The organism is Nocardioides sp., assembly GCF_036274455.1.
Classification (GTDB): domain Bacteria; phylum Actinomycetota; class Actinomycetes; order Propionibacteriales; family Nocardioidaceae; genus Nocardioides.
Window position 1 is genome coordinate 1 of sequence record NZ_DASUFR010000118.1, and the last position, 25,781, is coordinate 25,781.

The window sequence follows — 25,781 nt, forward strand, 5'->3', positions numbered from 1 at the left end:
TCGAACCCCTGACCCCCTCGTTGCGAACGAGATGCGCTACCAGCTGCGCCACAGCCCCGGGTGCGTCCTACGACGCGAGGGGAAACGGTAGCAGCCGGATCGGGGAGCGCTGGAATCGACAGGGGTAGGTCAGGGTCGGCCAGAGCCGGTCAGTCGATGGTCGAGCCGCTGAAGTCGGGGTCGCCGTGGCCGAGGTAGAAGATCCCCGGATAGGTCTCGAACCCGAGGCTCGGGTTGTGGTGCAGCCTCGAGTCCTGGATCACCAGTGTCCCGGTGCGGTCATTGCTGACGAAGAAGACCGCTCCTCCGCCCTCCCGGGCCACGTTGTCCTCGATGGTGGTGCGGACGAGCCGCAGCGTGAACCGGTTGCCGTCGAGGTAGATCGCGCCGCCGCTGCCCCCGCCCGGCGTGCCGGCCTGAGCGGGGTTGGCACCGCGGCCGAGGGCCTTGTTGTTGCGGAAGACGCTGTCGGTCACGGTCCACGAGACGCCGATGCTAGAGAGGCCCGACCCGTTGGAGCAGCGACCGCCGGTGAAGGTGCTGTGCGTGATCTTCACCGGCTTGTCCCGGAACTGGTCGAGCACCCGGATCGCCGCACCGCCGAGGTCGGGCCCGGTCTTGTCACACCGGTTGCGGGTGAACGTGCTGTTGACGACCGACAGCCGCCCGCCACGCACGAACACCGCTCCACCGCCGCCACCGTCCACCGTCGAGCCGGTGGAGTTGCCGTGGGTGAAGGTGAGGTTGCGGAGCACCAGCTTGGGCGTGGACTGGTCGTTGCAGTGGGAGGTGGTCCAGGTCAGCCGCTTGTCACAGGTGTTCTGGTAGAGGATCCGGGTCTTGCCACCACCGCTCAGCGTGACCTTGCCCCCGCCGTCGATGACCACCTTCGCCGAGGTGTTGTGGACCTCGGCCTGCCGGTCCATCACGATCGTCACCGGGTCGGGGCCGCAGTCGAAGGTGATGGTCCCGCCCTTGGCGACGGCCCGGCGGAACGCCTTGGCACTGCAGCTGGCCGGGGTGCCGTGGCCGACGACCCGGTGCACCGCGTCGCGCGACGCGGTCCCGGCGTACGACGTGGGCCCGGTGTACGACGAGGCGGCGGGAGCGACGGTCAGGGCGGCGACGGTCAGGGTGAGGGCTGTGAGGGGGCGCAGCACCCCCACACCCTAGGCCCCCGAAGCGCGGCGCTCGCCGGCGTCGTTGGGCCGCTCGGCGGCCTCGGCCTCGCGGGCGAGCCTGCTGTCCGCCGCGCTGCGGCCCGAGCTCCACACGCCGGTGGAGTCGAGGTCGATGGTGCTGACGGTGCGCTGGGCCATCGGCTTGGAGACATAGGTCGGCAGCGGGACCGAGACCGGGTCCCAGCTCTCGGGATCGCGGTCCTCGGCCGGCTCCTGGTCCAGGAACGCGGAGTCGACGCGCGAGATCTCGCCGGTGGCGTCGCGGGGCTTGTCGGGCGGCAGCTCCGCCGGGATCCGGCCGCGCGGGCGGCGGAGCTCGGCGCGCTCGCGCCTGACCATGAGCCGGCAGGCCACCAGCCAGACGACGAGTACGCCGACGGGCACCGCGCACCAGACCCGGTCGACGACCTTCAGGTAGGCGAGCGTGGCCACCGCGGCGTTCGCGAGGAGGATCAGGGTGACCACGCGGAGCCGGCGCCTGGCCGCTCGGGCGGCGGCCTGGCGGCGCGCGCGATGCTGTGCCGCGGTGAGCTGTGGGACGGGTGTGGGTCGCGAGGCGGTGCGATCGGGAGTGATCGGGCCCGCCGTGGCCTTGGCGGCCTTCGCGGCCTCGGTCGTGGTGGTGCCGGTCGCGCTGCCCTTGACCAGGCGCGCCTTGCGTCGGCTGACCGGCTCTCGGCGGGCGAGGACCCGGAGCCTGGCCGAGAAGCGCTCCACGGTCCGGGTGCGAGCGCCCTCCTCGTGGTGCTCGAGCGCCTTGGGGATCAGGTACACGGCCCAGGCCACGGCCAGGGCCACGAAGATCAGTGCGCTTGGATCCACGTGCTGAGGCTAGAAGTCGCAGCGCATGCCGAGCCGGATGTCAACCCGTGTGTCGCAAAATGTCTTGTGTGACTACTGAGGTTCGACGTTGTTGGCTGCACCGCCCGACGCGCGCAGCCGGCTGAGCAGCCCGTCAGGCACCTCCTCCTTGGTGATGGCGTAGATCCGGTGGTCACGCCAGGCGCCGTCGATGTGGAGGTACATCGGGGCGTAGCCGATCTCGCGGATCCCGAGCTTCTCGACGACGCGCAGCGAGTTGGAGTTCTCCGGCCGGATCGCGATCTCGATGCGGTGCAGCCCGGCGGTGAAGAAACAGTGGTCGATGACCATCGCAACCGCCCGCGGCATCACGCCGCGACCGGCGAAGTTCTTGTCGAGCCAGTAGCCGACCGACGCGAACTGCGCGGAGCCGCGCACGATGTTGTTGACCGTCACCTGGCCGGCGAACCGGCCGCCGACCTCGAGGGCGAACGGGTAGGTCTGGCCCTGCCGTGCCTGTCTCGAGAGCCGTCGCACCAGCTGCTTGAAGCTGGTCGGCCGCGCCTCGCCTCCCGGCGGCACGGTGGCGTCCCACGGCACCAGCCACGCGGCGTTGCGCTGCCGCGCCCGGCGCCAGGCATCGTGGTCCGAGGCTGCCAACGGGCGCAGGGTCACCTCGTGGTCGACCAACCGGACCGGCCATTCAGTGGTCACTGCCGGCCACCTGCTCCACCGCGTGCCGCAGGACCGGCTCTAGGACCGCGATCGCGTCCTTCACACCACCGCGGGAGCCGGGCAGGTTCACCACGACGCACCCGCGGACCCGGCCGGCCAGCCCCCGGGACAGCACCGCAGTCGGGACGCCCTTGCTCACGCCGTAGGCGCGGATGGCCTCGGCGAGCCCCGGGATCTCGGCGTCGAGGAGCGGCCGGGTGACCTCCGGGGTCAGGTCGGTGGGGGTGAGCCCGGTGCCGCCGGTCGTGAGCACGACGCGCGCGCCGGCGTCGACGGCGGCGGTGATGGCCTCGGCCACGGGTTCGCCGTCGGGTACGACGGCGGGGGCAGCGGTCTCGAAGCCGAGGCCGGTCAGGAAATCGACCAGCAGCGGTCCGGTGGCGTCCTCGTAGACCCCGGCGGCGGCGCGGTTGGACGCCACGACGACGGCGCCGCGCAGCGCCCCATCCGTCATCGGGACCAGTCCCCCGAGCGGCCACCGGACTTGGCCTCGACCCGGATGTCGGTGATCACGGCGGCCTTGTCGACCGCCTTGACCATGTCGACCACGGTGAGGGCGGCGACCGAGACCGCGGTGAGCGCCTCCATCTCGACGCCGGTCCGGTCAGTCGTCCTGACGGTCGCGGTGATCTCGACGGACTCGTCGGTGACCGCGAGCTCCACGGTCACTCCGGAGATGGCGAGCGGGTGGCAGAGCGGGATCAGCGCGGGCGTCTGCTTGGCGCCCATGATCCCGGCCAGCCGCGCGACGGCGAGCGCGTCGCCCTTGGGCACGCCCTCGCCACGGAGCAGCTCGACGACGCGCGGCGAGACCAGGACGCGGCCGGAGGCGGTGGCGGCCCGCGCCGTCACCGCCTTGTCGGACACGTCGACCATCCGCGCCGCGCCGGACTCGTCGACGTGGGTCAGGCGGTCGCTGTCGGCCACGTCAGAAGTCCTCGTCCAGCAGGAGCACCTGCACGCGCTCGTCGGCGTCCACCGACGTGGTCTGCTCCGGCACGACGACCAGACAGTCGGCCTGGGCGAGCGCGCCGATCAGGTGGGACGCCGACCCGCCGACCGGCTCGACGTACCGGCCCCGCTCGTCGGTGCCGGCGCGGCCGCGCAGGAGCTGCCGCCGGCCTTCCGGGGAGTGGACGGACCGGGTGAGCCGGGCCTCGACCGTCGGCCGCGTGACCGGCGTATGCCCCATCAGGGTCCGGATCGCCGGGAGCACGAACATCTCGAACGAGACGTAGGCCGAGACCGAGTTGCCGGGCACCGTGACGATCGGCGTCTTGCCGGGACCGACCATCCCGAACCCCTGTGGCTTGCCCGGCTGCATCGCGACCGGACCGAACCAGACCCCTTCGCGGCGCAGGGCCTCCTTGACCACGTCGTAGTCGCCCTGCGAGACCCCGCCCGACGTGACGACGAGGTCAGCTCCTTCGAGGTGGGGCTCGAGGGCCTGCAGGAAGGCGTCCGGCTCGTCGCCGACGATCCCGACGCGGACCGGGACGGCACCCGCCCGCAGGACGGCGGCGGCCAGCATGAAGGAGTTGCCGTCGTAGATCGAGTCGGGACCGAGCTCCTCCCCCGGGTCGCGGAGCTCGGCGCCGGTGGAGACGACCACCACCCGCGGACGAGGGCGGGCCATGACGGTGGCGCGGCCGACCGAGGCCAGGACGCCGATCTGCCGCGGGCCCAGCACCGTCCCCTCCTCGACGAGCACGTCGCCCACTGCGACGTCTCCGCCGGCGGGCCGGACGTGCTGCCCCGGCTCGGGGGGCTCGTCGATGCGTACGACGTCCGCGCCCCGGTCTGTCCACTCGTAGGGGACGACCGCGTCCGCACCCTCGGGGATCGGCGCACCGGTCATGATCTTGGCGACAGTCCCCGGCTCGACCCGGCGTACGGTCGCCTGGCCGGCGCCGATCTCTCCGACGACCGGCAGGCGCACCGGCTGACCGGCAGTGGCGGAGGCGACGTCGGCGTGGCGGACGGCGTACCCGTCCATCGCGGAGTTGTCGAAGCTCGGCAGCGCGATCGTCGCGACGACGTCCTCGGCGCAGACCAGGCCGAGGGTCTCCAGCAACGGCTGGGGCACCGGGGTCATCGGGCGCACACCGCCGAGCACCCGCTCGAGGTGCTCCTCGATGGTGCAGGGCTCACTCACGATCAGGAGTCTGCCGTGAGAACGGTGTCGTCGGGGATGCGCTCGGCCAACCCGGCGTGGAGCTCGACGTCGCCGACGACCTGGACATGGGCGCCGAAGGTGACGTCCCCCTCGACGATGAGCTTCGAGGCCTTCTTCATCGAGGGCGTCCCGGTCGGGAAGCGCTTGTCGAACTCGGCCACCACCTTGTAGTAGGCGTCGTCGAGCTCGACGTAGGGGAGCTCTGGCGCGACCTGGTCGAGCACGAAGTCCGGCCTGAGGTCGTAGACGTCGCTGCGCAGCACCAGCAGGTCGTTGGTCGTCTTGACCGGCGCGAACCGGTCGCGGCCGACCTCGATCAGGGTCGAGTCCGGGAAGACCTCGATGGCCGCACCCATGGCGGTCTCGACCTGGATCACCTTGGGGGTGCTGGGATCGCTGGGGTCGACGGTCTTCTCGTTGCGGATCAGGGGCAGGCCGAGGATCCCGTCGCGGACGTCGAGCGCCTCCTTCATCCGGCGCAGGTCGAACCAGACGTTGTTGGTCGAGCAGAACCGGTGCCGCTCCAGGTTGCCCAGCGCCTCCCGGTCCGCGGGGAGCGTCTGCGCCGTCTCGCGCAGGATGATCCGGCCGTCCGACCGCCGGCGGGCGAAGTGGCCGCCCTTCTGGTCGCTCGGTCGGCGCCGGACCGCCTCGATCCCGAACGGCGCGCCGCTGGTGGCGAACCAGCCCGCGACCCGGGGGTCGGGCACCGCGCCGAGGTTGTCGGAGTTGGCCACGAAGACGCGGTCGTAGCCGGCCTCGATCAGCCGCTCCAGCAGCCCCTGGCCGCGGAGCGCGGTGTAGAGGTCACCGTGGCCGGGCGGGCACCACTCGAGGTCGGGGTCCTTGACCCAGCTGACCGGCGAGAGGTCCTTGACCAGGAGCTTGGGCTCCTTGTTCTGGAGGAACTCCAGCGGCAGCCCCTCGACCGGCAGGTCCTCGTAGCGAGCCAGCGCCGCCATCGTGTCGCCGGAGGTGCGGAAGCTGTTCATGAACATCAGCGGCAGCGGGGCGTCGTACTCCTTGCGGAGGTGAAGCACCTGCCGGGCGATGATGTCGAGGAAGGAGAGCCCGCGGCGCACGCACAGCAGCGACTTGGCGCGGTCCATCCCCATCGAGGTGCCGAGGCCGCCGTTGAGCCGGATGATCGCCGTGGTCCGCAGCGCGGCCGCCGCGTCCTCGTCACTGACCTCGACGTCCTTCAGGGAACCGATGTCGACGGGCTCGATCGTGGACTCCGGGATCATGCCGGTCTCGCCGTGCTCGAGCAGCCGGTAGTAGTGCGCGAACGTCTCGATGGCGACCTCGTCGACGCCGGCGGCGGCCATCTTGTCGCGGGCCTTGTTGAGCCCTGTACTACCCATACTGCGATCGTAGGCTGGCATCGTGGCTGGGGCGAAGACGGCAATGCGGGACCAGCTGCTGACCACCCGCAACCGGCGGCCGCTCCTCGAGCGGTCGGAGGCCGCGCGGGAGATCGCGCTCCGGCTGACCGCGGTCCCGGAGGTGCGCCGGGCGGCCACGGTGGCGGCCTACGTCGCGGTCGGCTCCGAGCCCGGCACCGCACCGCTGCTGAGCGCCCTGGTGGCCGCGGGGAAGCGGATCGTGCTGCCGGTCGTGCTGCCGGACCTGGACCTGGACTGGGCGGCGTACGCCGGCGACCAGGACCTCGCACCGGCGCGCTACGGGCTGCTCGAGCCGGTCGGCTCCCGGCTGGGGGTGGACGCCGTGGCGACCGCCGACGCGGTGCTGGTGCCCGGGCTGGCGGTCTCCGGCCGCGGTGAGCGACTGGGGCGCGGCGGGGGCTGCTACGACCGGGCGCTGGCGCGGGTGCCCGTGGGGACCTTCACCTGCGTGCTGCTCTACGACGACGAGGTGGGGGTCGACGTGCCCGTGGAGCCGCACGACCGCCCGGTGGCGGCGGCGGTGAGCCCGGCGGGAATCGTTCGGTTCGCGGCGACGTTGTGAACTTCGTACAATCTGGCAGTCACTCGTGCCGAGTGCCAGCGCCCTGAGGAGTCCAGTGCCCACCTACCAGTACGCCTGCACCGAGTGCGGCCACGCCTTCGAGCAGGTCCAGAGCTTCAGCGACGACGCGCTGACCACCTGCCCGCAGTGCCAGGGCAGGCTGCGCAAGCTGTTCAACGCCGTCGGCGTCGTCTTCAAGGGCTCTGGCTTCTACCGCACCGACAGCCGCAAGCCCGCCACCGAGGCAGCCTCCTCGTCGTCCGGCGACTCGTCCTCGTCTTCCTCGACGTCGACCTCCGGCTCCTCCGGCGACTCGTCGTCGAGCTCGACGTCCACGTCCGGCACGTCCGGCTCGTCCACGAAGTCTCCACAGCCCGCCGCCACCTGAGCGCTCTCCACAGCCCCGCCTGATCCGGGCTGAGCAGGTCGGCGCGCGCTCGTAGCGTCGGGCCCGTGCCGACCCTCGCCCATCACCTTCGCAGCGCCGCCCGCCGGGTGCGTCGTGCTGTCCTGCGCCGCCGACGGCTGCTCGCGGCTCTGTGTGCGCTTGTCGCGGTGTGGGCCGGGCTCCGGGCAACGGCAGCACCGGCCGCCCCCCTCGTGGCGGTCACCGTGGCAGCCCACGACCTCGGCGCCGGCACGGTCCTGACCACCGGCGACCTGGCCACGGTCGGGTTCGCGCCGGGCACGGTCCCGTCCGGTCACATCCGCGACCCGGTGGGCCGCCGGCTCGCCGGTCCGGTGCGGCGGGGAGAGCCGATCACCGACACCGCGCTGGCGGGTGCGTCGCTGGTGCGCGACCGCCCCGACCTGGTCGCGATGCCGGTGCGACTGCCGGACACCGCGATGGCCGAGCTGCTGCGCGTCGGCGACCAGGTCGACCTCGTCTCCGCCGATCCGCAGGGCGGCGCCGCCGTCACCGCGGCCCACGACGCGGTCGTGCTGGCCCTGCCACCGGCCCCGTCCGACGCGGCGGCCGACGGCCTCCCGGGGCGGCTGGTGGTGCTCGGCGTCCGGCAGGACGAGGTCTTCTCGGTCTCCGCTGCCTCGGTGACGCGCTTCCTCAGCGTCACCTGGTCCCACTAACGTGCAAGACGTTCCGCTGCGAAAGGCAGCTGTCGAGTCTCGAGGGGGACGACGCGTGACCGGTTTCAAGAACTTCATCCTGCGCGGCAGCCTGGTCGAGCTGGCCGTGGCGTTCGTCATGGCAGCCGCCTTCGCCGCCGTGGTCACGGCCACCGTGAACCTGCTGATGGACCTGATCGGAAAGGCCGGCGGGACCCCCGACTTCTCCAACTACAGCCCGGGCGGCGTCAGCGTGGGCGCCTGGATCACCGCGGTGATCTCCTTCATCATCCTGGCCGCGGTCGTCTACTTCTTCATCGTGCTGCCCTACACGCAGGCCAGGGAGCGCTACTTCCCGAGCGAGGAGCCCGGCACCCCCGAGGACGTCAAGCTGCTCCAGGAGATCCGCGACCTGCTGGCCGCCCAGCAGACCGGCGGCACCGTCACGATCACCCCGCCCAGCAGCTGACCGCTCGGGCCGGCTAGCCGCCGTGGTGCGGCGGCACCTGCTCGCGGAGCCAGGTGTCGCTGCGCCGCTCGGCGTCCTCCGGGCGTCCCCCGGGGTCGCGCTCGTCGGAGGTGGTGTCCGGGAGGTTGTCGCCGAAGACCTCGGCCAGCCGCCGCCTGCGCTCCCAGTCGGCCTGGCGGCGCCGTCGCGCAGTCCCGGGCTCGTCGGGCTGCTCGTCGGGCTGCTCGTCAGGTTGGTCGTCGGGGCGGGTCACGTGCAGAGTCCGGCGAAGGCCAGGTCGTCCGATGTTGCGTCGACGCCGTCGGAGGAGTCGTCGCTCGGTGACGAGGTTCCCGAGGGTGACTCGGTGGTGGAGGTCTCGGACGGCGAGGAGCTGCCGGTGGAGCTCTCGTCGCCACTGGGGCTCTCGGTGCTGGAGCTGGTCGCGGACCCGGAGATCGTGGTGCTGCTCGGGACCTGGTTGGCGCCGATGGAGCCGTCACGCAGCTTGCCGAGCGGCTTGTCGTACTTGATGCGGTCCCACAGGGTCTGGGCGTCGCTGGTCCACTCGACCCGGCCGGGCTGGGCGGTGCTGTAGACGAACGGGACGGTGATGAACCGGATCCGTTTGAGGCCGATGTGCTTGAACTGCAGGCCGACGAGGGCCATGTCCTTGATGTTCGGGATGTCGGTCGTGAGCGACTTGGTGGCGGCGTTCAGGAACCGGACCAGTCGGTCGAAGCGGGTCAGCGTGCCGCTGGACAGCACCTTCGCGACCAAGGCCCCGATGAACGCCTGCTGCCGCTTGATCCGGCCGATGTCGCTGCCGTCGCCGACGCCGTGGCGGACGCGGACGTAGGCCAGCGCCTCCTTGCCGTCGAGGGTGCGCGTCCCGGCCGGGATGGTGATGCCGTACTCCGAGGAGTCGATGTCCTCGGGCACGCACACCTCGACGCCGTCGACTGCGTCGACCATCTGCTGGAAGCTCCCGAAGTCGACCACGACATAGTTGTCGATCTTGATGCCTGTGGTCTGCTCGAACTGCTGGATCGTGCAGGCCGGACCCCCGAGGGAGTAGGCCGCGTTCCACATCACGTTGGTGCCGCCGGCGATGGTGTCGCCGTCCTTGGTCTCGCACTCGGGCCGGTCGACCAGCGAGTCACGCGGGATCGAGACGCCGTAGGCCGACTGCCGGTCGGCGGACAGGTGGAACAGGATCGTGGTGTCCGAGCCACCACCGGACTCACCGTCGATCTTGCAGCCGTTGCAGTCGCGTGAGTCCGAGCCCATCACCAGGATGTTGATCGGCTGCTTCGGCGCGTCGATGTGCACCTTCTCCGGCCGGTCGGTGAGCTGACCGGTGACGTCCACGACGTTCAGGTTGCCGTTGAGGTGGCGGTAGAGGAACGCCACCGAGAGGCCGCTGACCATGCCCAGGGTCAGCAGGGTCGCCAGGAGCACCTTGGCGACGGTGTGGGTCCGCCGAGTGCGGCCACGTCGCTTCCCGGCCTGATAAGGGGACGGCAGCTCGGGCTGGGCAGAGGGCTGCGCAGCGTCGGGCATCGTCACCTTCACATGGGCCGGCGTCGGATCTGCTGACGAGGAGGACGCGCTCGCACCTCCCGAGGGTGCTCGCTCGCCCGCGCCAGACTACGGGTGTTGCTCAAATGATGGACGTGACCGGCCGGTAACACCAACATCCGGCGCCGTCCGGGGCACCGGTCACGGCTGCTGGACGTGAGGCGGATCACCGCCCGCCGGACCCGAGCCCGCGGCAGACTCCTGCTCGCGCAGCCCGAGGCGGCTGTGCTGCCGCCCGTAGGCGAAGTAGACGACGAAGCCGATCGCCATCCAGACGACGAACCGGACCCAGGTCTCTCCCTTGAGGTTGAGCATGAGGTAGAGGCACATCAGCGTCGCCAGCGCCGCCACCAGCGGGGCCGCAGGCACCCGGAAGGCGCGCGGCAGGTCCGGCCGGGTCCGGCGCAGGATGACCACCCCGATGCTGACGAGGATGAAGGCGAACAGGGTGCCGATGTTGACCAGATCGGCCAGGGTCGAGAGGTCGAGGAAGCCAGCGAGCACGGCCACTACCACGCCGGTGATCAGCGTTATCCGGTACGGCGTGCCGAACCTCGGGTGCACCCTGGCGATCCACACGGGCAGCAGCCCGTCGCGTCCCATCGCGAACGCGACCCGCGTCTGGCCCAGCATGAGGATCATCGCGACGACCACCAGCCCGATGCAGGCGCCGACCGAGATGAGGTTGCCCATCCAGTCGACCCCGACCGCCTTGAACGCGGTGGCGAGCGGGGCGGCGTCGTCGGGGTCGATGTCCCTGTAGGGCTGGAGCCCGGTGACGACCAGGCTGACCGCGGCGTACAGGACGGTCACGACCGCGAGCGAGCCCAGGATCCCGATCGGCACGTCCTTCTGCGGGTTGCGTGCCTCCTCGGCCGTGGTCGCGACCACGTCGAAGCCGATGAACGCGAAGAACACGACCGCGGCGCCGGCGATGACACCGCCCAGGCCGAACACCGCGGGCTCGATGCCGAGCAGTGTCGTGATCAGCGGCGTCTGCTCGAAGCCGCCGCCGTTGTCGCCGACCGGCTGCGACTCGGGGATGAACGGCGTCCAGTTCGACGGCGTGACATAGGCGAAGCCGACCACGATCACCGCGGCCACGACCGCGAGCTTGATGGCGACCACGACCTGGTTGACCCGGCTGGAGAACTTGGTCCCGTAGACCAGCATGGTCATCACCACCAGGGCGATGACCACCGCGGGCAGGTCGATGACGCCGTCGGTTGCCGACGCGATCGACGTGGGCAGCTCCACGGACATGTCCTCGAGCAGCGACTGGAGGTAGCCGGAGAAGCCCACCGAGAGCGCCGCAGCGCCGATCGTGAACTCCAGTGCCAGGTCCCAGCCGATGATCCAGGCGATCAGCTCACCGAAGGTGGCGTAGGAGAAGGTGTAGGCGCTGCCGGCCACCGGGACGGTGGAGGCGAACTCGGCGTAGCAGAGCGCGGCCAGTGCACAGGCCACCGCCGCGATCAGGAAGCTGAGCGCCAGGGCGGGACCGGAGTTGGTGGCCGCGACGATGCCGGTGAGCACGAAGATGCCGGCACCGATGATGACGCCGACCCCGAACACGACGAGGTCGAGCGGGCCGAGGTCCTTGCGGAGCCTGTGGCCCGGCTCGTCGGTGTCCTTGATGGACTGCTCGATCGACTTGGTCCGCAGCAGGTTCATGTCGACACTGTTCCCCAAATCTCGCCGCGACGCAGGGGGCGGAGCCCGGTCAGGCCCCGGGGGCTGCCGCCCGATGCGCCTCGCCGCAGGTCGTCACACTCGCCGTCACACGGTCGTGTCATGTCATGAGGGCTCGGGCCCGGCGAACGGCGTCGGGCCGAGCACGAAGGAGAACGACATGGCACTCTTCATGGACGCGCACACTCTCGAGGGCGGCGTGACCGTCGCCGACGTGGCGGCGGCGCACCAGGCGGACCTGCAGACCCAGGGCAAGTACGGCGTGAGCTACCTGCGCTACTGGGTCGACGAGGCGGCGGGCAAGATCTTCTGTCTCGTGGAGGCACCTGATGCCGAGACCGCGAACACCGTGCACCGCGAGGCGCACGGGCTGGTCGCGGAGGAGATCTTCACCGTCGTGGAGGGCACGTGACGGCGACGACACAGGGCTCGACTCAGAGGGAGCTGGGAGCGTTGCTGGACTGGGTGGCCGAACGGATCGTGCTGAACGGCACGACCACCGAACGATCGGTCCTCCAGGCGGTCGCCGACACCGCACAGTGGGCGGCTCCCGGTGCCGCGGCTGCGTTGGTCGACTGGGAGGCGACCGAGGTCCTCCGCCTGCGTGCCTTCGGCGTCCTGCACGGCGTCGTGGTCGAGGTCCTCGGCGACGAGGAGCGCTGGTGGCTGCTCGACCGGCTGCGCAATGGCGGCGACGCACAAGCGGGTCTGGTGGCGTGACCACCCCGCCGTACACCTGGGCCGTCCGGTCGCAGCCCGGCTGCGACCGGACGGTCCGACCTCCCCGTCCTGTGGGACTCTGGCCCTGCGGACACCACGAACGAGACGGTGCGGTGAGCACGCCGTGAACCACACGGCGCGGCTCGTCGTCCACCTGCTCGGGCGACCGCATCTCGAGGTCGACGGAGCGAGTGGGTATCGGTTCCGGAGCCGCAAGTCCTGGGCGCTGCTCGCCTTCCTGCTCCTGAGCGAACGGCCGCCGACCCGCTCCCGGCTGGCCGGTCTGCTGTTCTCCGAGGCCGATGACCCCCTGCGTGCGTTGCGCTGGTGCCTGGCCGAGCTGCGGCGCGGTCTCGGTCCTGCCGCGGTGCTCGACGGTGATCCCGTGGTGCTGACCCTGCCACCCGACGCTGCCGTGGATGTCGACCTCCTGCTCGACGGCCACTGGAACGACGCCGTCCAGCTCCCTGGACTGGGGCTGCCCCTCCTCGACGGCACCTTCCTCGCGAACGCCGAGCCGTTCGAGGCATGGCTCCTGTCCCAGCGCCGCCGCCTGGCCGCGGCGGCAGAGGCGGTCATCCACGAAGCGGCTCTCGGGCTGGCGTCCCGCGGGGAGTTCGGACGCGCCCGCGACCTTGCGGTGCGGGCGACCGAGATGAGTCCGCTGGACGAGAGCCACCAGGCACTCCTGATCCGGATCTACCGGCTCGCAGGGGACGACGACGCGGCCGCCCGGCAGCTCGAGGCCTGGTCCGCCACGGTCCGCCGAGAGCTCGGGACGGGGCCCGGCGCAGCGGTGCTGCTGGCCGCTCGCGAGCGCGCCACACCACCGAACCCGGCCGACGCGGCGTCCATCCGCGCCGCGACCGAGTCGGCCGCGGCGGCCGTGTCCGCCGGCGCCCTGGTCGCCGGCGTGGCGTCGTTCGAGTCGGCGGTGCGGATGGCCGACGCCGCCGGTGCGGACAGCCTGAGGGTCGAGACGCGACTGGAGCTCGCCGAAGCCCTCATCCACTCACTGGGCGGGCTGGACGAGGCCGGCGTCGCGGCCCTCAGCGAGGCCGAGCAGATCGCCGCCGCGAACGGCGACGCCGAAGCCGTGAGCCGCGCCCGGACCGAGCTGGGCTACGTGGACTTCCTGCGAGCTAACTACGCCCGCGCCGAGCGCTGGCTCGACCAGGTCCTCACCCAGGGCAGCGCCGCACCGTCAACCCGGGCCAAGGCCGCGATCTACCTGGGCTCGGTCGCCAGCGACCGCGCCGACTATCCCCGCGCGATCACACTCCTGGAAGAAGCCACGACCGAGTGCCGTGTCGCCGGCGAGCACCGGCGCGCGGCGTACGGACTCTCGATGCTGGGCCGCATCGCCCTCCTGCGGAGCGACCTCGAGGGCGCGGCCACGCGCCTGCGGGACTCGATCGAGCTGGCCGAGCGCGACCACTGGCTCTCCTTCCTGCCCTGGCCGCAGGCACTCCTCGGACACGTCCAGCTGCGCCAGGAGGACCTGGAGGGCGCCTCGGCCTGCCTCGAGCAGTCCTTCGCGCGGGCCTGCCGGATCGGCGACCCGTGCTGGGAAGGCATCTCCTCCCGTGGCCTGGCCCTGCTCGCCGAGGCGTCGGGCGATCCCGACCGCGCCGTCGCCGACCTGGTCGAGGCGCGCACTCGCGCCACCCGGCTCGCCGACCCCTACGTCTGGCTCGACGTGTTCATCCTGGACGCCCTGTGCGAGGTCGGTACGCGTCACGGGCACCCGTCGACGGCGACCTGGGTCGACGAGATGCACGAGCGCTCGTCGCGGGCCGGCATGCGCGAGCTGACGGTGCGGGCGATGCTGCACGCGGCCAGGATGGGCAGCCGTGGCGACGCGGAGGCGGCCGTGATCCTGGCCGGGGCCATCGAGAACCCGGAGCTGGAGCGCCTGGTGTCCACGGCGTGCGCGTCCCTCAGCGGACCGCTCAGGTGACAGGCGGCCAGGTCCTGCCGGTTCGTCAGGTCCCGTCGGGTGCCTTCACCGCGACGATCGGGTAGTCGAGCTCGAGCAGGAGCCGTTGCGCGGTGGACCCGAGCAGCAGCTTTCCGACCGCGGTGCGGCGACGCAGCCCGATGACGACCACGGACGGCTTGACTCGCTCGGCAACCGCCTTGACGTACTCGACGACATCTCCGGAGCTCTCGTGCTCGACGTTGACCTTCAGGCCCTGGCGAACCAGGTCCTCGGCGACCGCGTCCAGGTCCTGCTCGGCAGAGACCCCGGACACCGGAGCAGGCGGAGGCGTCGCCGCCCGGTCGCGCAGGACGCTCACGATGGTGACGTCCTCGGAGCCGCGTCGCTTGGCTTCCTCGACGGCGGCGCGCGCGGCAGCCAGCCCGGCCGACGTGGGTGTGTAGGCAAGCAGAACAGTCATGGGTCACCGGGCCTCTCCGCGGACCGCCACAGGCTACTCCGGCGCGGAGGTGGCGGTCCTCGGCGCAACGTAGCCGAGTGTCCTCGGTGTCAGCGTCACCCAGGCGCTGAGGCATACTGACGCCGCACCGCTACAACCGGATCGGAGTCACACGAGGGTCGTCCCGAGGGCAACCCGGACCGTCGCTCCAAAGCCCCGCCCCAGTAGCTCAGCGGATAGAGCAGCCGCCTCCTAAGCGAAAGGTCGCAGGTTCGACTCCTGCCTGGGGCACCCGATTCAGCTGGAGTGTGGCACTCCTCGGGGGTCCGGGCCTGTCCCGCGACCGCTGGGTCGAAACTCAAGATTCGGCTTGCATCCCGTACCTAGGTCCGGGTTTACCGTCGACGTCATGGCAGACCTGATCACGACCGACGCGTGCACGTTGCCGACCGCGGAGCGCCCACTGCGGGTGGCGGAGTTCGACTCGCTCTTCGCCGCCTCCGCCACCGCGGTGAGCCGTCGTGGTGATGGCAGCGTGCGGATCGCCCTGTCCGGGGGTCCCGGCCTGGTGGAGCGGGTTCGGGATCTGATCGAGCGGGAGGCGGCGTGCTGCTCGTTCTTCACCTTCGCCGTCCAGGGCTCGGACGAGGAGCTGACCCTGGACGTGTCGGTCCCGCCCGGACGGCGCGACATCCTCGAGGCCTTGGCCGCCCGCGCAGAGGAGCGGACTGGGGGCGGGTGGCGTCGTGAGCCTGCGCGTGGGTGAGGTCGCGGAAGCTGCCGGGGTGAACAAGGAGACATTGCGCTACTACGAGCGCCGAGGACTGCTCGGGCGTCCGGACCGCAGCCCGGGCGGCCACCGTCTGTACGACGAGCAGGCCGTGGTCACCCTGCGGGTCATCAAGGCGGCTCAGCGGCTGGGGTTCACGCTCGAGGAGGTCGCGGACCTGATCGAGGCCGGACGACGCCGCGGCCGCAACTCCGGGCTGCAGGCGCGCGCAACGGAGAAGCTGACCGAGGTCGAGACGAAGATCGCCGACCTCGTGCTGATCCGCGACAACCTGGTCGCGGCCATCGACGCCGGCTGCGACGACCTCCACCAGTGCGCCGGCAGCGACTGCTGCCCCATCCCGTTCGTCGACCTGGCCGACATCACGAGCCAAAGGGTGGCGCGGTGAGAGGAGGCTTCGTCGTGGGCGGCGGAGCCGCCGTGTGCGCGGTGGAGCTACCGGCGGGGGTCATGACGCACGTCCGCCGGGCGAGACCCGGGGAAAGTCGATGGGGACTCGGGCGGCTTTGGCGAAGTAGTTGGTGAAGGCGTTCGCCGCGACGTGTCCCACGACCTCCGCGATCTCTGCGTCCGACACCCCGGCGGCCCGAGCGGCGTCGAGGGCCTGTTCGTCCAGGGCTCCTCGACCCAGGTTGAGCGCCGACGCCAACTCGAGGATGGCGTTGGTGCGTGGGTCGCTGCTGCGGCCTTCTCGCGCGGCGGCGATGTCGTCGGGGTCCATCTGCAGGCTCTGGGCGGCGATGAAGGTGTGCGCCGAGAGGCAGTAGGCGCAGTTGTTCTGCTCCGCCACGAGCAGGGCGATGCGTTCACGGACGTGCGCGTCCAGCAGGCCCCCGTCGAGTGCGCCGGCGAGGTCCAGGTAGCCGTGCAGTGTTGCTGGGCTGTTCGCCATCACCCGGGTGAGGTTCGGGATGGTGCCGCCGAACGCCTTCCTGGCCCTGGCGAGGACCTGGGCGGCGTCGGGGTCGGCGGTCGCCGGGTCGATGGCTGAGAGTCCGGTCATTGTTCCTCCTCGAGCTGATGTCGATGGGGGGTCCACGTCGCTGGCGGCGAGTTACACCGAACGGCTCGAGTGGCCGGGTCGGTCCGAGCGAGGCCGTACGAGCGCGCCGACAGGGTCCGTGGTCCGTGGACCGCGTTACGCAGCGCCGTCTGGAGAGACAGACAAGTGAGCAGACGATGGCCGGCGGCTCCGGAAAGGGATGTCCAGCCCCGAGGCGGCAGCCCGGCAGCGACAGGAAGTGGGCGGAGTGTCGAGTCAATCACTGGGGCCGTGGAGGCCTCGTCCCTCTGGTTCGAGACAGAGCTCCCTCGACGCCCGGGAGGAGCAGCTACTCCTGGAGCGTCTTCGCGCGGGGGACGAAGAGGCGTTCTCCGAGCTCGTGGACCGCTACCACCCCTCCATGATCCGGTTGGCGCTGACGCGGGTACGCAGCAGGGCGGTGGCCGAGGAGGTCGCCCAGGACGCCTGGGTAGGAGTGCTCCGCGGTCTCGACACGTTCGAGGGGCGGTCCTCGCTGCGCAGCTGGCTGTTCCGGATCGTCATCAACCGGGCCATCAGCAGCGGCGTTCGCGAGCGGGCCCACCTGCCCGTGCACGGCGACGAGCTCGAGCACCGGGACGGACGGTTCAGCCAGGACGGATGGTGGGTGACACCGCCGACTCACTGGGCCGACGAGGTCGTCGACCGCCTCACGGCGCCCTCGCTCGTCGAGCGGGTACACGAAGTGATCACCGAGCTGCCCGAACGACAGGCGCAGGTGGTAACGCTGCGAGACGTCGAAGGACTCAGCAGCGCGGAGGTGTGCACCATCCTCGGCATCAGCGAAGGAAACCAACGGGTGCTTCTGCACCGCGCGCGCACCCGGATCCGAGCCGCCCTCGAGCAGGAGGTCATGCCATGAAGATCCGTCGGTCGTGGGGCCGCCGTGGCGGCGGTCACGAGATGACCTGTCAGCAGGCGGTCAACCACATCACCGCCTATCTCGACGGCGCCCTGGCCGGGCGTGATCGTGACAAGCTCGAGCGGCACCTCGAGGAGTGCCCGCACTGCTGGGAGCACCTCAAGCAGATCGAGGCGACGATCCGCGTCGCCGGCGCCGGGCCTGGGGACGACCTCGATCCTCTCGCCCGCGAAGACCTGCTCGAGATCTACCGCCGGTGGCGCGCCGATCAGCGCCCGGTTGACTGACAGCGCCGCATGGGTCTCTCGACTGCGTTTCTGTAACGCCGAGCGGGCAGCGGCAGACCCTCAGGCAGACCACTGACGAAAGGGCTCAACCGTGACGATCGATCGTGGACTGCTGGCCATCCTCGAGGTGCAGGCCGGCAAGGGTGAGGAGATGGCCGCCTTCCTCGAGAAGGCACGTGCGATGGCGGCCGCCGAGGAGGGAACGGTCACGTGGTACGCGTTCAGACTGGGCGAGACGACCTACGGGATCTTCGACACCTTCGCCGATGAGGACGCACGCCAAGCGCACCTGAGCGGTCAGATACCCGCAGCGCTTGGACAGGTGGGCCACCGGATCCTGGCTGCAGACCCCGACATCCGACAGGTCGACGTCGTCGCGGTGAAGTGAGTCCGGCGCCGCTACACGGTCTTGACGACGGTCAGGAGTACGACGGAGTCCTCCTCCGCGCTGAGCCCGTGGCGCTCCGGAGGTATCACCACCAGGTCGCCGGCGCCGCCGGTCCAGTCACCCGAGCCCGCCGTGAGCCGGACCGTGCCGCGCAGCACCTGGAGCGTCGCCTCACCGGGACTCTCGTGCTCGGACAGCTCGGACCCGACGGTCAGCGCAACCACGGTCTGCCGCAGCGAGTGGTGCCGGCCACCGTGGACGGTGGTCGCCGCCCGGCCGCTGTGCTCCTGCTTGGCCTCGGCGAGCAGACGATCGGCCAGGTCGCTCAGCTTGGTGTGCTCCATACCTACCTCTCAGTGGGCGTGTGCGGGAGTGCGCGCGTGCGCCTCCTCGACGATTCCCCATCCTGTCGCACCCAGCGTGACGACGGCGGCCGGAAAGATCCCGAGGTTCTCCTTGTCGATGTGCACGGAGAGGTCGTCGAGCAGAGCGTTCACGCGCTGCTCCAGGTCCGGCCCGGCGAGGTCCAGGTCGGACAGGGCCTCGTCGAACGACAGGTGCTCGGCCTCGAGCTCGACCACGGCGTCGATGAACTCCCCTTGCTCCCGCATGGCCCGGAAGACACCGTCCTCCTCACGTCGGACGTGGTCCAGCAGGTGCGCGGAGAGATGTCCCATGGCCGCCCAGGCGGCGCGCCGGTCGCCGGACGCGAGAAGGCCCCGGACCTGCGTGGACAGGTCGAGCAGCTCGAAGTGCTCGTCCATCAGCTGCGCGATCGGATCCACGCCACGGCAACCGCAGTGCTCACACATGCTCACATCGTCCGTCATCGGAGGCCCTGGCGGCAGGGTCATTGGTCCCGTGACGGACGTGACGCTCACCGCCTGCGGGAGCTGTCACAGGCGCTGCGGTCACATCGGCGTCCGTCCAGCACACTGGGCACGTGGACACCGTAGTCGCTGCTGGGGGCATCGTCGTGGCCGTCGACGGGTCGGAGCACTCGGAGCGGGCCGTCGAGTGGGCCGCCGAGCAGGCAGACCTCGAGCACCGTCGGCTCCTCGCCGTGAGCGCGGTCGAGTGGCGACCGGAGTGGAGCACCTTCTGGCCGGGCGCGATGGTCGGCGGCGCACCGGTGCGGCCGGACGACCTGGAGCGCGCCGGCCGCGCGGTCGCCGACGAGGCAGCAGCCCTCGCCTCACGGCTCCGGCCTGGCCTCGCCGTGGAGGCGGTCGCCCGGGTCGGCGACCCGCGACAGGTCCTGGTCGACCTCTCGGCTGATGCCCACCTTCTGGTGATGGGCTCGCGCGGGCGAGGTCCGCTGCGCAGCATGCTGCTCGGATCGGTCAGCTCGACCGTCGTCAGGGAGGCCCGGAGCCCGGTCGTCGTGTGCCGTCCGCGCACCGGTACCGCTCCGAGCTCGGGCGTCGTGGTCGGAGCCGACGGCACCCCCGAGTCTCTTCCGGTGATCCGGTTCGCCTTCGAGCAGGCGTCCCTGCGAGGGCTGCGGCTCACGGTCCTGCATGCCTACTGGGACGCCGTCGTGGTGGCGGCCGAGGTGCGGCGTAGGTCCGAAAGCCTCTCGGTGGCGCCCGAGCTCGAGGACCTGCGGGTCGTCCTGTCGCAGACCGTGGCGGGCTTCGGTGAGCAGTTCCCCGACGTGGAGGTGTCGTTGCAGCTGGCTCATGGCCTGGTCGACGAGGCCCTCGGCAGCAACCGGTCGTGGGACCTCGTCGTCGTCGGCCGTCACCCGGTGGACACGGTGCGCCGGGTGCTCACCGGGTCGATCGCGAACGCCGTGCTCGAGCAGGCCCACACGACGGTCGCGATGGTTCCGCAGTCACCGGTCACCTGACCGCCGTCGGCCGTCGCCCGGGCGGCCGTCACCGACTGTCGCGAAGGACGTTCTTCTGGATCTTGCCGGTGGACGTCTTCGGCAGCGGCCCGAAGCGGACGGCTCGGGGGACCTTGAACCCCGTCAGCCGCTCGCGGGCGAACTCGCGCAGTGCCGCCTCGTCGACCTCTGCTCCCTTGCGGAGCGTCACGAACGCCGTCACCGCCTCGCCCCACTGCGGGTCGGGGAGGCCGACGACGGCCACCTCGTCGACCGCCGGGTGCTGGACCAGGACCCGCTCCACCTCGACCGAGGCGACGTTCTCGCCGCCGGTGATGATGATGTCCTTGGCCCGGTCGGTGATCTCGATGCGCTGGTCGTGATGGCGCACCGCGAGGTCGCCGGTGCGCATCCAGCCTCCGGCATCGACCGCGGCGGTCGCCTCGTCGTCGCGGTAGTAGCCGAGCATCACGTCGTTCCCGCGGACCGCGATCTCGCCCACGGTCGTGGCGTCGGCGGGTACGTCGTGACCGGCCTCGTCGATGACCCGGACGCGGGAGGCGATCACGTTTCCGACGCCTTGGCGGGCCTTGGACCGGGCGAGCTCGGCCGGGCCCGGCTGCTGCGCCAGCTCGTCGATCTGGTTGATGACGATCGGGCCGAAGGTTTCGGTCATCCCGTAGAGATGTGTCACGTCGAGCCCCGCTGCCTGGCAGCGCTCGAGCAGCGTCGGTGTCGGAGGAGCTCCACCCGTGGTGACCTGCAGGGTGCGGGTCGGCGGCCGGCCCCGGTCGCGGTCCGGCGCGAGCTCGGAGCCCAGCAGCATGGAGAGCACGGTGGGAGCCGCGCTGAGGTGGGTCACCGGATGGTCCGCCACCAACCGCCAGGCGCCGTCGGCGTCGAAGGTGCGCAGGCACACGCTCACCGCCCCCGCCGCGGGGACGGCCCACGTGAAGCACCACCCGGTGCAGTGGACCATCGGCAGCGTCCACAGGTAGTGGCTGTCCGGCCGCAGCTGCAGGTGGAGGGCCATGGCCAGGGCCTGGAGGTAGGCGCCCCGGTGGTGGTACATCACACCCTTCGGCGACCCGGTCGTGCCGCTGGTGTAGTTGATCGCGAGGAGCGACCGCTCGTCGGCCACCGGCCGGATCCGCGGCTGGTCTCCGGTCACGCCCGACTCGTAGTCGGCGCCGTCACCGTCGACCACGACGGCTCCGACCGCGGCCGCGACCTCGGCACCGACGCCGGCGTACTCCCGGGTGACGACCAGGACCCGGGCGCCCGAGTGTTCGAGGATCGCGACCAGCTCGGTCTTCGACAACCGCACGTTGAGGGCGACGAGGACCGCTCCGGCCATCGGCACGCCCTGGTGGAGCTCGAGCAGCACGCTGCTGTTGCTGCACAGCGCCGCGACCCGGTCTCCGGGCCGGACCCCGAGCCCGGCCAGCACACCGGTGAGCCGCCGGCAACGGTCCGCCAGCTCGGCGTAGGTGAACCTGCGCTCACCGTCGATGACCGCGAGCCGGTCGCCGTGCACCTCACCCGAGCGGGCAAGGAACGACGACGGAGTCAGCTCGTCGAAGGTGTACGGCGCCGCCACAGGCGCCATTGTGCTGCCTCGCGCCGTGACCGGCGCGGGTCACGTCGTCAGACGTCCGTACGACGCTCGCTCACGCTCTGCGTGCCGTCCCTGTGGGTCGTGGTCTCGACCGACCGAGTGCCGCGACGACCCCACGTCATGGCGGTCACCACGATGAGCACCGCGCCCACCAGCGCCATGATCCAGCCGACCATGGTCAGGTCGATGCCGTTCACCCGGTCGGTGACGGCCAGGGCCAGGATCAGGCCCACCACCAGCAAGAACCCACCGAAGCCGTAACCCATGAGAATCTCCTCAGTCCTGTCGCGGTCCGGAGACAGCGATCCGCCCTAGCGATAACCGGATCAGGCCCCTGGCAAACCCCCGCGGCCGATGAGAGAACCCATCCCCCTGCCGAACGCGCGGTTCACCACCCCGCCGACGCCGACCACCCCCTACTGGGTCACCGGCATCGACGACTGACCGACCTCCGCGACGCTGACCCGCTCGTACAGAACGGGCGGGCCAGCGTCGTCAGCGGGTCTCGAACCTGATCCCGGCGGCGACCAGGCGGGCCATCAGGTTGTCCCCCATCGCCTGGGCGGTGGTGACGCAGCCGGCGGTGCGCGGGTTGTCGTCGAAGGCCAGGCACAGCGCGGACTCGGCGAGCATCTTCGCGGTCTCGTCGTAGCCGGGGTCGCCGCCGGAGACCTTGGTGTGGACGGTCCGCCCGTCGCCCTCGCCCACGAAGTCGACGGAGAACCACGACTTCGCGCGGCGGGCCGGCGAGGGTCCCTCGCCCTGCTTGATGCGGCCGAGCAGGAAGTTGCGCAGCGGCGGGACCTGGGCCGCGACCGCGACCGCGGTCACCCCGGCCGTGCCGGCGGCGGCGTAGCGGAGCGTCTTGGTGCCGGCGTAGTGCGAGTAGGTGAACCGCGGGCCGTAGTCGGTCAGCGCGGCTCCGCTGCGCGCCACGACGAACGGGTCGATCGTCGGCAGCGGCAGCAGCCAGAGCCCGAGCAGCTTGTCGCGGTGCGGCTTGCCCGCCACCGCTTTCGAGGACCGTCCCACCGGACGCGGCTCGACCTTGCGGCGGGCCGACATCGCCTCGCGCATCTGCCGTGCCCGGGAGAACTGGTTGAGCGCCGAGTGGAAGGTGCCGCCGGACGCCATCGCGCCGGCGCGCACGACCCCGCGCACCGCGACCGGTCCCTTGGCGGCCAGCTGTTTGACCGTGTAGTAGGCGCCGAGGTCGTGCGGGATCGAGTCGAACCCGCAGGCGTGCACGATCCGGGCGCCGGACCTCTCGGCGGCTTCGTGGTGGGCGACGTACATCCGGTCCACGAACTCCGGCTCGCCGGTCAGGTCGACGTAGTCGGTCCCGGCCTCGGCGCAGGCGGCGACGAGCGGCTCGCCGTACTGCTGGTAGGGGCCGACGGTGGTGATCACGACCCTGGCCCGGCGCACCATCGTGTCGAGGGACGCGCGGTCGCTGCTGTCGGCCTCGATCAGCTCGAGGTCGGTCAGCCTCCCGTCGATCTTCGCGAGCCGGTCGCGGACCCCCTCGAGCTTCGTGCGGTTGCGGCCGGCCAGCGCCCAGCGCAGCCCGGTGGGGGCGTGCTCGGCGAGGTACTCCGCGGTCAGGGACCCGGTGAACCCAGTGGCACCGAGCAGGACGATGTCGAGGTCACGCTGTGCTTGATCGGATGCGGCCGGTTCCGACGCGGACGACATGTGCCGACTCTCCCACTCGCGGAACCGGCCGGCGGACCCGGCCGTCCGATCAGCGGACGCCGCTGATCACGGCGGCGCCCGGCCCGCTCAGGGAACACCGTCTCGAAGGTCCGCACCATGCCCGTCCGCACCGTTCTCAGTCGCACCGTCCTCACCCGCACCCTCGTCTCGGTCGGGGTCGTCGCCGGCCTCGGGGCGGGGTTCGTCGCCGGCTCGTCGTACGCCGGCCCGGACGGGCCGCGCGACCAGGGTCGCGTCGTGCATCGGGGCGGCGGCGGGGAGGCCCGCCCGGCGGCGTACACCGGCAGCGGGCTGAGCCTGCCGGGCTCCTGCGACGAGCTGCTGAGGTGGTACGTCGAGCGCGGGCTGGAGCTCGTCGGGCCCGACGGCTGGGACGGCTACGGCTATCCGTACGCCATCGAGGACGCGGTGCCCGCGCCGCTCGCGAGCGCCGAGTCGAGTGCGGGCCGGAGTCCGCTGGCGCCGGCGCCGGTGCGCTCGACGAACGGCGAGACCGGCACCAACGTCCAGGAGGTCGGGGTCGACGAGCCGGACGTGGTGAAGACCGACGGCCGCACGCTCTACCGGGTGCAGGACGGCGACCTGGTCCTCGACGACGTCAGCGGCGCCGAGGTGACCCGGCTCGCCTCGCTCGACCTGCCCGGCGCGCTGGGGACGGGTGACACCGAGATCCTGCTGTCGGGCGACACGATCGTCGCACTGTCCCACCGCGGTTCCGGCGCCGTCACCGCCAGCGCCACGACCGAGGTGGCCAGCATCGACGTGTCGGACCCCGCGCACCCCGACGTCACGCACACCGTCGACTACGACAGCGACCTGGTGACCGCGCGGCTGCAGGACGGCGTGGTCCGGGTCGTGCTGCAGGCGGGGCTGCCCCGGCTCGACTTCGTGATGCCGCGGCGGCACCTGACCGAGCAGGAAGCCACCGAGGCCAACCGCGAGGCGGTCGAGAACAGCACGATCGACGACTGGCTGCCGCACGCCTCGGTCGACGGCGGGGAGCCGGAGCCGGTGCTCGGCTGTGACCAGGTCGCGATCCCCGACGACGACGCAGCGCTAGGCGCGGTCGCGGTCGTGGGCTTCGACGCGTCGGCACCCGACAACGCGTCGGCCACTGGCCTGGCCGCCGACACCGACCTGGTCTACGTCTCCACGGGGCAGCTCTACCTGGCCACCACCCCGGCGTACGCCCCGATCCGTCCCTGCTTCGAGTGCATCGAGCCGCAGCCGATGCCCGAGAGCGTGCCGCCCAGCATGCCGCCCGGGATGCTGCCCAGCTGGCTGCCCGGCATCGGCGCCGACCGCGGGCCGTGGCGTCCCCCGGCGGGCTTCACCGACGGCGCCAGCCACCTCTACGCGTTCGACCTCGACGGCATCGACACCACCTTCGCGGCCTCGGGCCAGGTGGACGGCGTGATCCGCGACCGCTGGTCGATGGACGCCGTCGACGGACCCGACGGACCGGTGCTCCGCGTCGTGGTCGGCCCCACCCAGAACACCGGCACCTTCAGCTCGATCGTCACCTTCCGCCAGGAGGGCACCGACCTCGTCGAGTCCGGCCGCCTCGACGACCTCGGCGTCGGCGAGGACGTGCAGTCGGTGCGCTGGTTCGACACGCTCGCGATCCTCGTGACCTTCCGCCAGGTCGACCCGCTCTACGCCGTCGACCTGACCGACCCCGCCCAGCCGCGGCTGATCGGGTTGCTCAAGATCCCCGGCTACTCGGCGTACCTGCACCCGCTCGGCCGGCACCGGCTGCTCGGGCTCGGCCAGCTCCAGGGCGGGAACGGCACGTGGGGCGCCCAGGCCGGGCTGTTCGACGTCACCGACCTGACCCACCCGCGGCAGCTGTCGGTGGTGAAGTACGGCCCGGGCACCGACGCGCTGGCCACCTCCGACCCGCGCCAGCTCACCTGGCTGCCGGACGGCCGCACGGTGCTCACCGTGGTCGCCGGCTACGGACCGCGCGGGGCCGTCGGCTACGTCTCGGAGCTGACGCTCGGCGACGGCAGGCTGACCAACCGGATGACCGAGGTGGAGTACGGCGACGAGATCGACGCCGTCCGCCTGGTGCCGGTCGACGGCGGCCGGGTGGTGCTGGTCACCGGCGACCACGCCTCGTTCTTTGCCCTCTGACCACTTGAGGGCGCTGCAGCCGACCACCGCTCGCAGCCGGTGCAGTGACTCACCCGGGTGCCTTCGCTGCGGGGTTCTCGACAGGCTCGACCCGCGGTGCGCCCGTCCCATCCCATCCTGCGGAGGGGGCACTCGAGCCGATCGCCGAGATGTCCGCAGCCCGGGCCGGGACTCGCCCGGGTGCCTTCGCTGCGGAGGTCTCGGACAGGCTCGACCAGCGGCCCGATCCGTCCCAGCCCCATCCTGCGGAGGTCTCAGGCCGTCCCCGCGCCGACGTACTCTGGCGCCATGTGCCGCAACATCCGCCCGCTCAACAACTTCGCGCCCCCGGCCACCGACGACGAGGTCACCTCAGCGGCCCTG

Annotated in this window: 32 protein-coding genes and 1 tRNA gene; 16 read left to right on the plus strand and 17 right to left on the minus strand. The window is 71.5% G+C overall.

Going from position 1 to position 25,781, the window contains the following annotated elements; all coding sequences use genetic code 11:
• Positions 1-149 precede the first annotated feature (149 nt).
• From VFV89_RS11045 to VFV89_RS11075, 7 genes are all read right to left on the minus strand, one after another.
• Positions 150-1,160, minus strand: coding sequence for a right-handed parallel beta-helix repeat-containing protein (locus VFV89_RS11045; protein ID WP_329705988.1), 1,011 nt, complete (start codon positions 1,158-1,160; stop codon positions 150-152).
• Between the two features lie 9 nt (positions 1,161-1,169).
• On the minus strand, positions 1,170-2,003 hold the full coding sequence (locus VFV89_RS11050; RefSeq protein ID WP_329705989.1) for a hypothetical protein: 834 nt from the start codon (positions 2,001-2,003) through the stop codon (positions 1,170-1,172).
• A gap of 72 nt (positions 2,004-2,075) precedes the next feature.
• The gene (locus tag VFV89_RS11055) at positions 2,076-2,696 is read right to left on the minus strand and encodes a GNAT family protein (RefSeq protein WP_329705990.1); all 621 of its coding nucleotides are present in this window, start codon (positions 2,694-2,696) and stop codon (positions 2,076-2,078) included.
• Entirely contained in the window at positions 2,686-3,171 is a 486-nt protein-coding gene (locus VFV89_RS11060; RefSeq protein ID WP_329705991.1) for a MogA/MoaB family molybdenum cofactor biosynthesis protein, read from the minus strand. The genes VFV89_RS11055 and VFV89_RS11060 overlap by 11 nt, the downstream gene beginning before the upstream one ends.
• Positions 3,168-3,593, minus strand: coding sequence for a cyclic pyranopterin monophosphate synthase MoaC (moaC, locus tag VFV89_RS11065; protein ID WP_414690368.1), 426 nt, complete (start codon positions 3,591-3,593; stop codon positions 3,168-3,170). Before moaC ends, VFV89_RS11060 begins: the two co-directional genes overlap by 4 nt.
• Before the next feature lie 52 nt (positions 3,594-3,645).
• Positions 3,646-4,872, minus strand: coding sequence for a gephyrin-like molybdotransferase Glp (glp, locus tag VFV89_RS11070; RefSeq protein ID WP_329705993.1), 1,227 nt, complete (start codon positions 4,870-4,872; stop codon positions 3,646-3,648).
• A 2-nt stretch (positions 4,873-4,874) separates the two neighbouring features.
• Entirely contained in the window at positions 4,875-6,257 is a 1,383-nt protein-coding gene (locus tag VFV89_RS11075) for a UTP--glucose-1-phosphate uridylyltransferase (protein WP_329705994.1), read from the minus strand.
• A gap of 22 nt (positions 6,258-6,279) precedes the next feature.
• Here VFV89_RS11075 and VFV89_RS11080 point away from each other — a divergent pair, with 22 nt between their 5' ends.
• From VFV89_RS11080 to VFV89_RS11095, 4 genes are all read left to right on the plus strand, one after another.
• Positions 6,280-6,861 carry a 5-formyltetrahydrofolate cyclo-ligase gene (locus VFV89_RS11080; protein WP_329705995.1) on the plus strand — a complete coding sequence of 194 codons (582 nt, stop codon included), beginning with the start codon at positions 6,280-6,282 and terminating at the stop codon, positions 6,859-6,861.
• Positions 6,862-6,916: 55 nt separating this feature from the next.
• The gene (locus VFV89_RS11085) at positions 6,917-7,249 is read left to right on the plus strand and encodes an FmdB family zinc ribbon protein (RefSeq protein WP_329705996.1); all 333 of its coding nucleotides are present in this window, start codon (positions 6,917-6,919) and stop codon (positions 7,247-7,249) included.
• A gap of 65 nt (positions 7,250-7,314) precedes the next feature.
• A complete protein-coding gene (locus tag VFV89_RS11090) occupies positions 7,315-7,947 on the plus strand; it encodes an SAF domain-containing protein (RefSeq protein WP_329705997.1) in 633 nt (210 codons plus the stop codon).
• Between the two features lie 55 nt (positions 7,948-8,002).
• Entirely contained in the window at positions 8,003-8,395 is a 393-nt protein-coding gene (locus VFV89_RS11095; protein ID WP_329705998.1) for an MscL family protein, read from the plus strand.
• A 13-nt stretch (positions 8,396-8,408) separates the two neighbouring features.
• Here the strand turns inward: VFV89_RS11095 and VFV89_RS11100 are convergent, their stop codons facing one another.
• The 3 genes from VFV89_RS11100 to VFV89_RS11110 form a co-directional block, all read right to left on the minus strand.
• On the minus strand, positions 8,409-8,648 hold the full coding sequence (locus VFV89_RS11100) for a hypothetical protein (protein ID WP_329705999.1): 240 nt from the start codon (positions 8,646-8,648) through the stop codon (positions 8,409-8,411).
• A complete protein-coding gene (locus VFV89_RS11105; protein WP_329706000.1) occupies positions 8,645-9,937 on the minus strand; it encodes an LCP family protein in 1,293 nt (430 codons plus the stop codon). The genes VFV89_RS11100 and VFV89_RS11105 overlap by 4 nt, the downstream gene beginning before the upstream one ends.
• A 159-nt stretch (positions 9,938-10,096) precedes the next feature.
• A complete protein-coding gene (locus VFV89_RS11110; protein WP_329706001.1) occupies positions 10,097-11,629 on the minus strand; it encodes an amino acid permease in 1,533 nt (510 codons plus the stop codon).
• A gap of 178 nt (positions 11,630-11,807) precedes the next feature.
• Between VFV89_RS11110 and VFV89_RS11115 the strand changes: the two genes are divergently transcribed.
• The 3 genes from VFV89_RS11115 to VFV89_RS11125 all read left to right on the plus strand — a co-directional run bounded on the left by VFV89_RS11115 (position 11,808) and on the right by VFV89_RS11125 (position 14,327).
• Positions 11,808-12,059 carry a DUF4242 domain-containing protein gene (locus tag VFV89_RS11115; RefSeq protein WP_329706002.1) on the plus strand — a complete coding sequence of 84 codons (252 nt, stop codon included), beginning with the start codon at positions 11,808-11,810 and terminating at the stop codon, positions 12,057-12,059.
• Positions 12,056-12,367, plus strand: a complete 312-nt coding sequence (locus VFV89_RS11120; protein WP_329706003.1) for a hypothetical protein — start codon at positions 12,056-12,058, stop codon at positions 12,365-12,367. Before VFV89_RS11115 ends, VFV89_RS11120 begins: the two co-directional genes overlap by 4 nt.
• 124 nt (positions 12,368-12,491) lie before the next feature.
• Positions 12,492-14,327, plus strand: a complete 1,836-nt coding sequence (locus VFV89_RS11125) for a BTAD domain-containing putative transcriptional regulator (protein WP_329706004.1) — start codon at positions 12,492-12,494, stop codon at positions 14,325-14,327.
• Positions 14,328-14,352: 25 nt separating this feature from the next.
• Here VFV89_RS11125 and VFV89_RS11130 read toward each other — a convergent pair whose 3' ends face one another.
• A complete protein-coding gene (locus VFV89_RS11130; RefSeq protein WP_329706005.1) occupies positions 14,353-14,769 on the minus strand; it encodes a universal stress protein in 417 nt (138 codons plus the stop codon).
• 197 nt (positions 14,770-14,966) lie between these two features.
• Between VFV89_RS11130 and VFV89_RS11135 the strand changes: the two genes are divergently transcribed.
• The 3 genes from VFV89_RS11135 (at position 14,967) to VFV89_RS11145 (ending at position 15,926) form a co-directional block, all read left to right on the plus strand.
• A tRNA-Arg gene (locus tag VFV89_RS11135) sits at positions 14,967-15,039 on the plus strand.
• A 118-nt stretch (positions 15,040-15,157) separates the two neighbouring features.
• Positions 15,158-15,514 carry a hypothetical protein gene (locus tag VFV89_RS11140; RefSeq protein ID WP_329706006.1) on the plus strand — a complete coding sequence of 119 codons (357 nt, stop codon included), beginning with the start codon at positions 15,158-15,160 and terminating at the stop codon, positions 15,512-15,514.
• The gene (locus tag VFV89_RS11145) at positions 15,495-15,926 is read left to right on the plus strand and encodes a MerR family transcriptional regulator (RefSeq protein WP_329706007.1); all 432 of its coding nucleotides are present in this window, start codon (positions 15,495-15,497) and stop codon (positions 15,924-15,926) included. Before VFV89_RS11140 ends, VFV89_RS11145 begins: the two co-directional genes overlap by 20 nt.
• 60 nt (positions 15,927-15,986) lie before the next feature.
• Here VFV89_RS11145 and VFV89_RS11150 read toward each other — a convergent pair whose 3' ends face one another.
• Positions 15,987-16,541 (minus strand): carboxymuconolactone decarboxylase family protein, encoded by a 555-nt coding sequence (locus VFV89_RS11150; protein WP_329706008.1) that lies wholly within the window; start codon positions 16,539-16,541, stop codon positions 15,987-15,989.
• A 199-nt stretch (positions 16,542-16,740) separates the two neighbouring features.
• Here VFV89_RS11150 and VFV89_RS11155 point away from each other — a divergent pair, with 199 nt between their 5' ends.
• The 3 genes from VFV89_RS11155 to VFV89_RS11165 all read left to right on the plus strand — a co-directional run bounded on the left by VFV89_RS11155 (position 16,741) and on the right by VFV89_RS11165 (position 18,117).
• On the plus strand, positions 16,741-17,442 hold the full coding sequence (locus VFV89_RS11155) for an RNA polymerase sigma factor (RefSeq protein WP_329706009.1): 702 nt from the start codon (positions 16,741-16,743) through the stop codon (positions 17,440-17,442).
• On the plus strand, positions 17,439-17,729 hold the full coding sequence (locus VFV89_RS11160; protein ID WP_329706010.1) for an anti-sigma factor family protein: 291 nt from the start codon (positions 17,439-17,441) through the stop codon (positions 17,727-17,729). The genes VFV89_RS11155 and VFV89_RS11160 overlap by 4 nt, the downstream gene beginning before the upstream one ends.
• A 91-nt stretch (positions 17,730-17,820) precedes the next feature.
• Positions 17,821-18,117 (plus strand): antibiotic biosynthesis monooxygenase, encoded by a 297-nt coding sequence (locus VFV89_RS11165; RefSeq protein WP_329706011.1) that lies wholly within the window; start codon positions 17,821-17,823, stop codon positions 18,115-18,117.
• Positions 18,118-18,128: 11 nt separating this feature from the next.
• Here VFV89_RS11165 and VFV89_RS11170 read toward each other — a convergent pair whose 3' ends face one another.
• Together VFV89_RS11170 and VFV89_RS11175 are read right to left on the minus strand one after the other, a co-directional pair.
• Positions 18,129-18,461, minus strand: coding sequence for a cupin domain-containing protein (locus tag VFV89_RS11170; protein ID WP_329706012.1), 333 nt, complete (start codon positions 18,459-18,461; stop codon positions 18,129-18,131).
• Between the two features lie 9 nt (positions 18,462-18,470).
• Positions 18,471-18,902 carry a hemerythrin domain-containing protein gene (locus VFV89_RS11175; RefSeq protein ID WP_329706013.1) on the minus strand — a complete coding sequence of 144 codons (432 nt, stop codon included), beginning with the start codon at positions 18,900-18,902 and terminating at the stop codon, positions 18,471-18,473.
• A gap of 158 nt (positions 18,903-19,060) precedes the next feature.
• On the opposite strand from VFV89_RS11175, the gene VFV89_RS11180 reads away from it, so the two are divergent.
• On the plus strand, positions 19,061-19,969 hold the full coding sequence (locus tag VFV89_RS11180; RefSeq protein ID WP_329706014.1) for a universal stress protein: 909 nt from the start codon (positions 19,061-19,063) through the stop codon (positions 19,967-19,969).
• A gap of 28 nt (positions 19,970-19,997) precedes the next feature.
• Here VFV89_RS11180 and VFV89_RS11185 read toward each other — a convergent pair whose 3' ends face one another.
• The 3 genes from VFV89_RS11185 to VFV89_RS11195 form a co-directional block, all read right to left on the minus strand.
• On the minus strand, positions 19,998-21,548 hold the full coding sequence (locus tag VFV89_RS11185; RefSeq protein WP_329706015.1) for an AMP-binding protein: 1,551 nt from the start codon (positions 21,546-21,548) through the stop codon (positions 19,998-20,000).
• 47 nt (positions 21,549-21,595) lie between these two features.
• A complete protein-coding gene (locus VFV89_RS11190; RefSeq protein WP_329706016.1) occupies positions 21,596-21,832 on the minus strand; it encodes a DUF6458 family protein in 237 nt (78 codons plus the stop codon).
• Between the two features lie 229 nt (positions 21,833-22,061).
• Positions 22,062-23,261 carry a saccharopine dehydrogenase family protein gene (locus VFV89_RS11195; RefSeq protein WP_329706017.1) on the minus strand — a complete coding sequence of 400 codons (1,200 nt, stop codon included), beginning with the start codon at positions 23,259-23,261 and terminating at the stop codon, positions 22,062-22,064.
• A gap of 117 nt (positions 23,262-23,378) precedes the next feature.
• On the opposite strand from VFV89_RS11195, the gene VFV89_RS11200 reads away from it, so the two are divergent.
• Positions 23,379-25,418 (plus strand): beta-propeller domain-containing protein, encoded by a 2,040-nt coding sequence (locus tag VFV89_RS11200; protein ID WP_329706018.1) that lies wholly within the window; start codon positions 23,379-23,381, stop codon positions 25,416-25,418.
• Positions 25,419-25,706: 288 nt separating this feature from the next.
• Positions 25,707-25,781: DUF2277 family protein (locus tag VFV89_RS11205; RefSeq protein ID WP_329706019.1), on the plus strand; the 75-nt coding region annotated here is incomplete at its 3' end.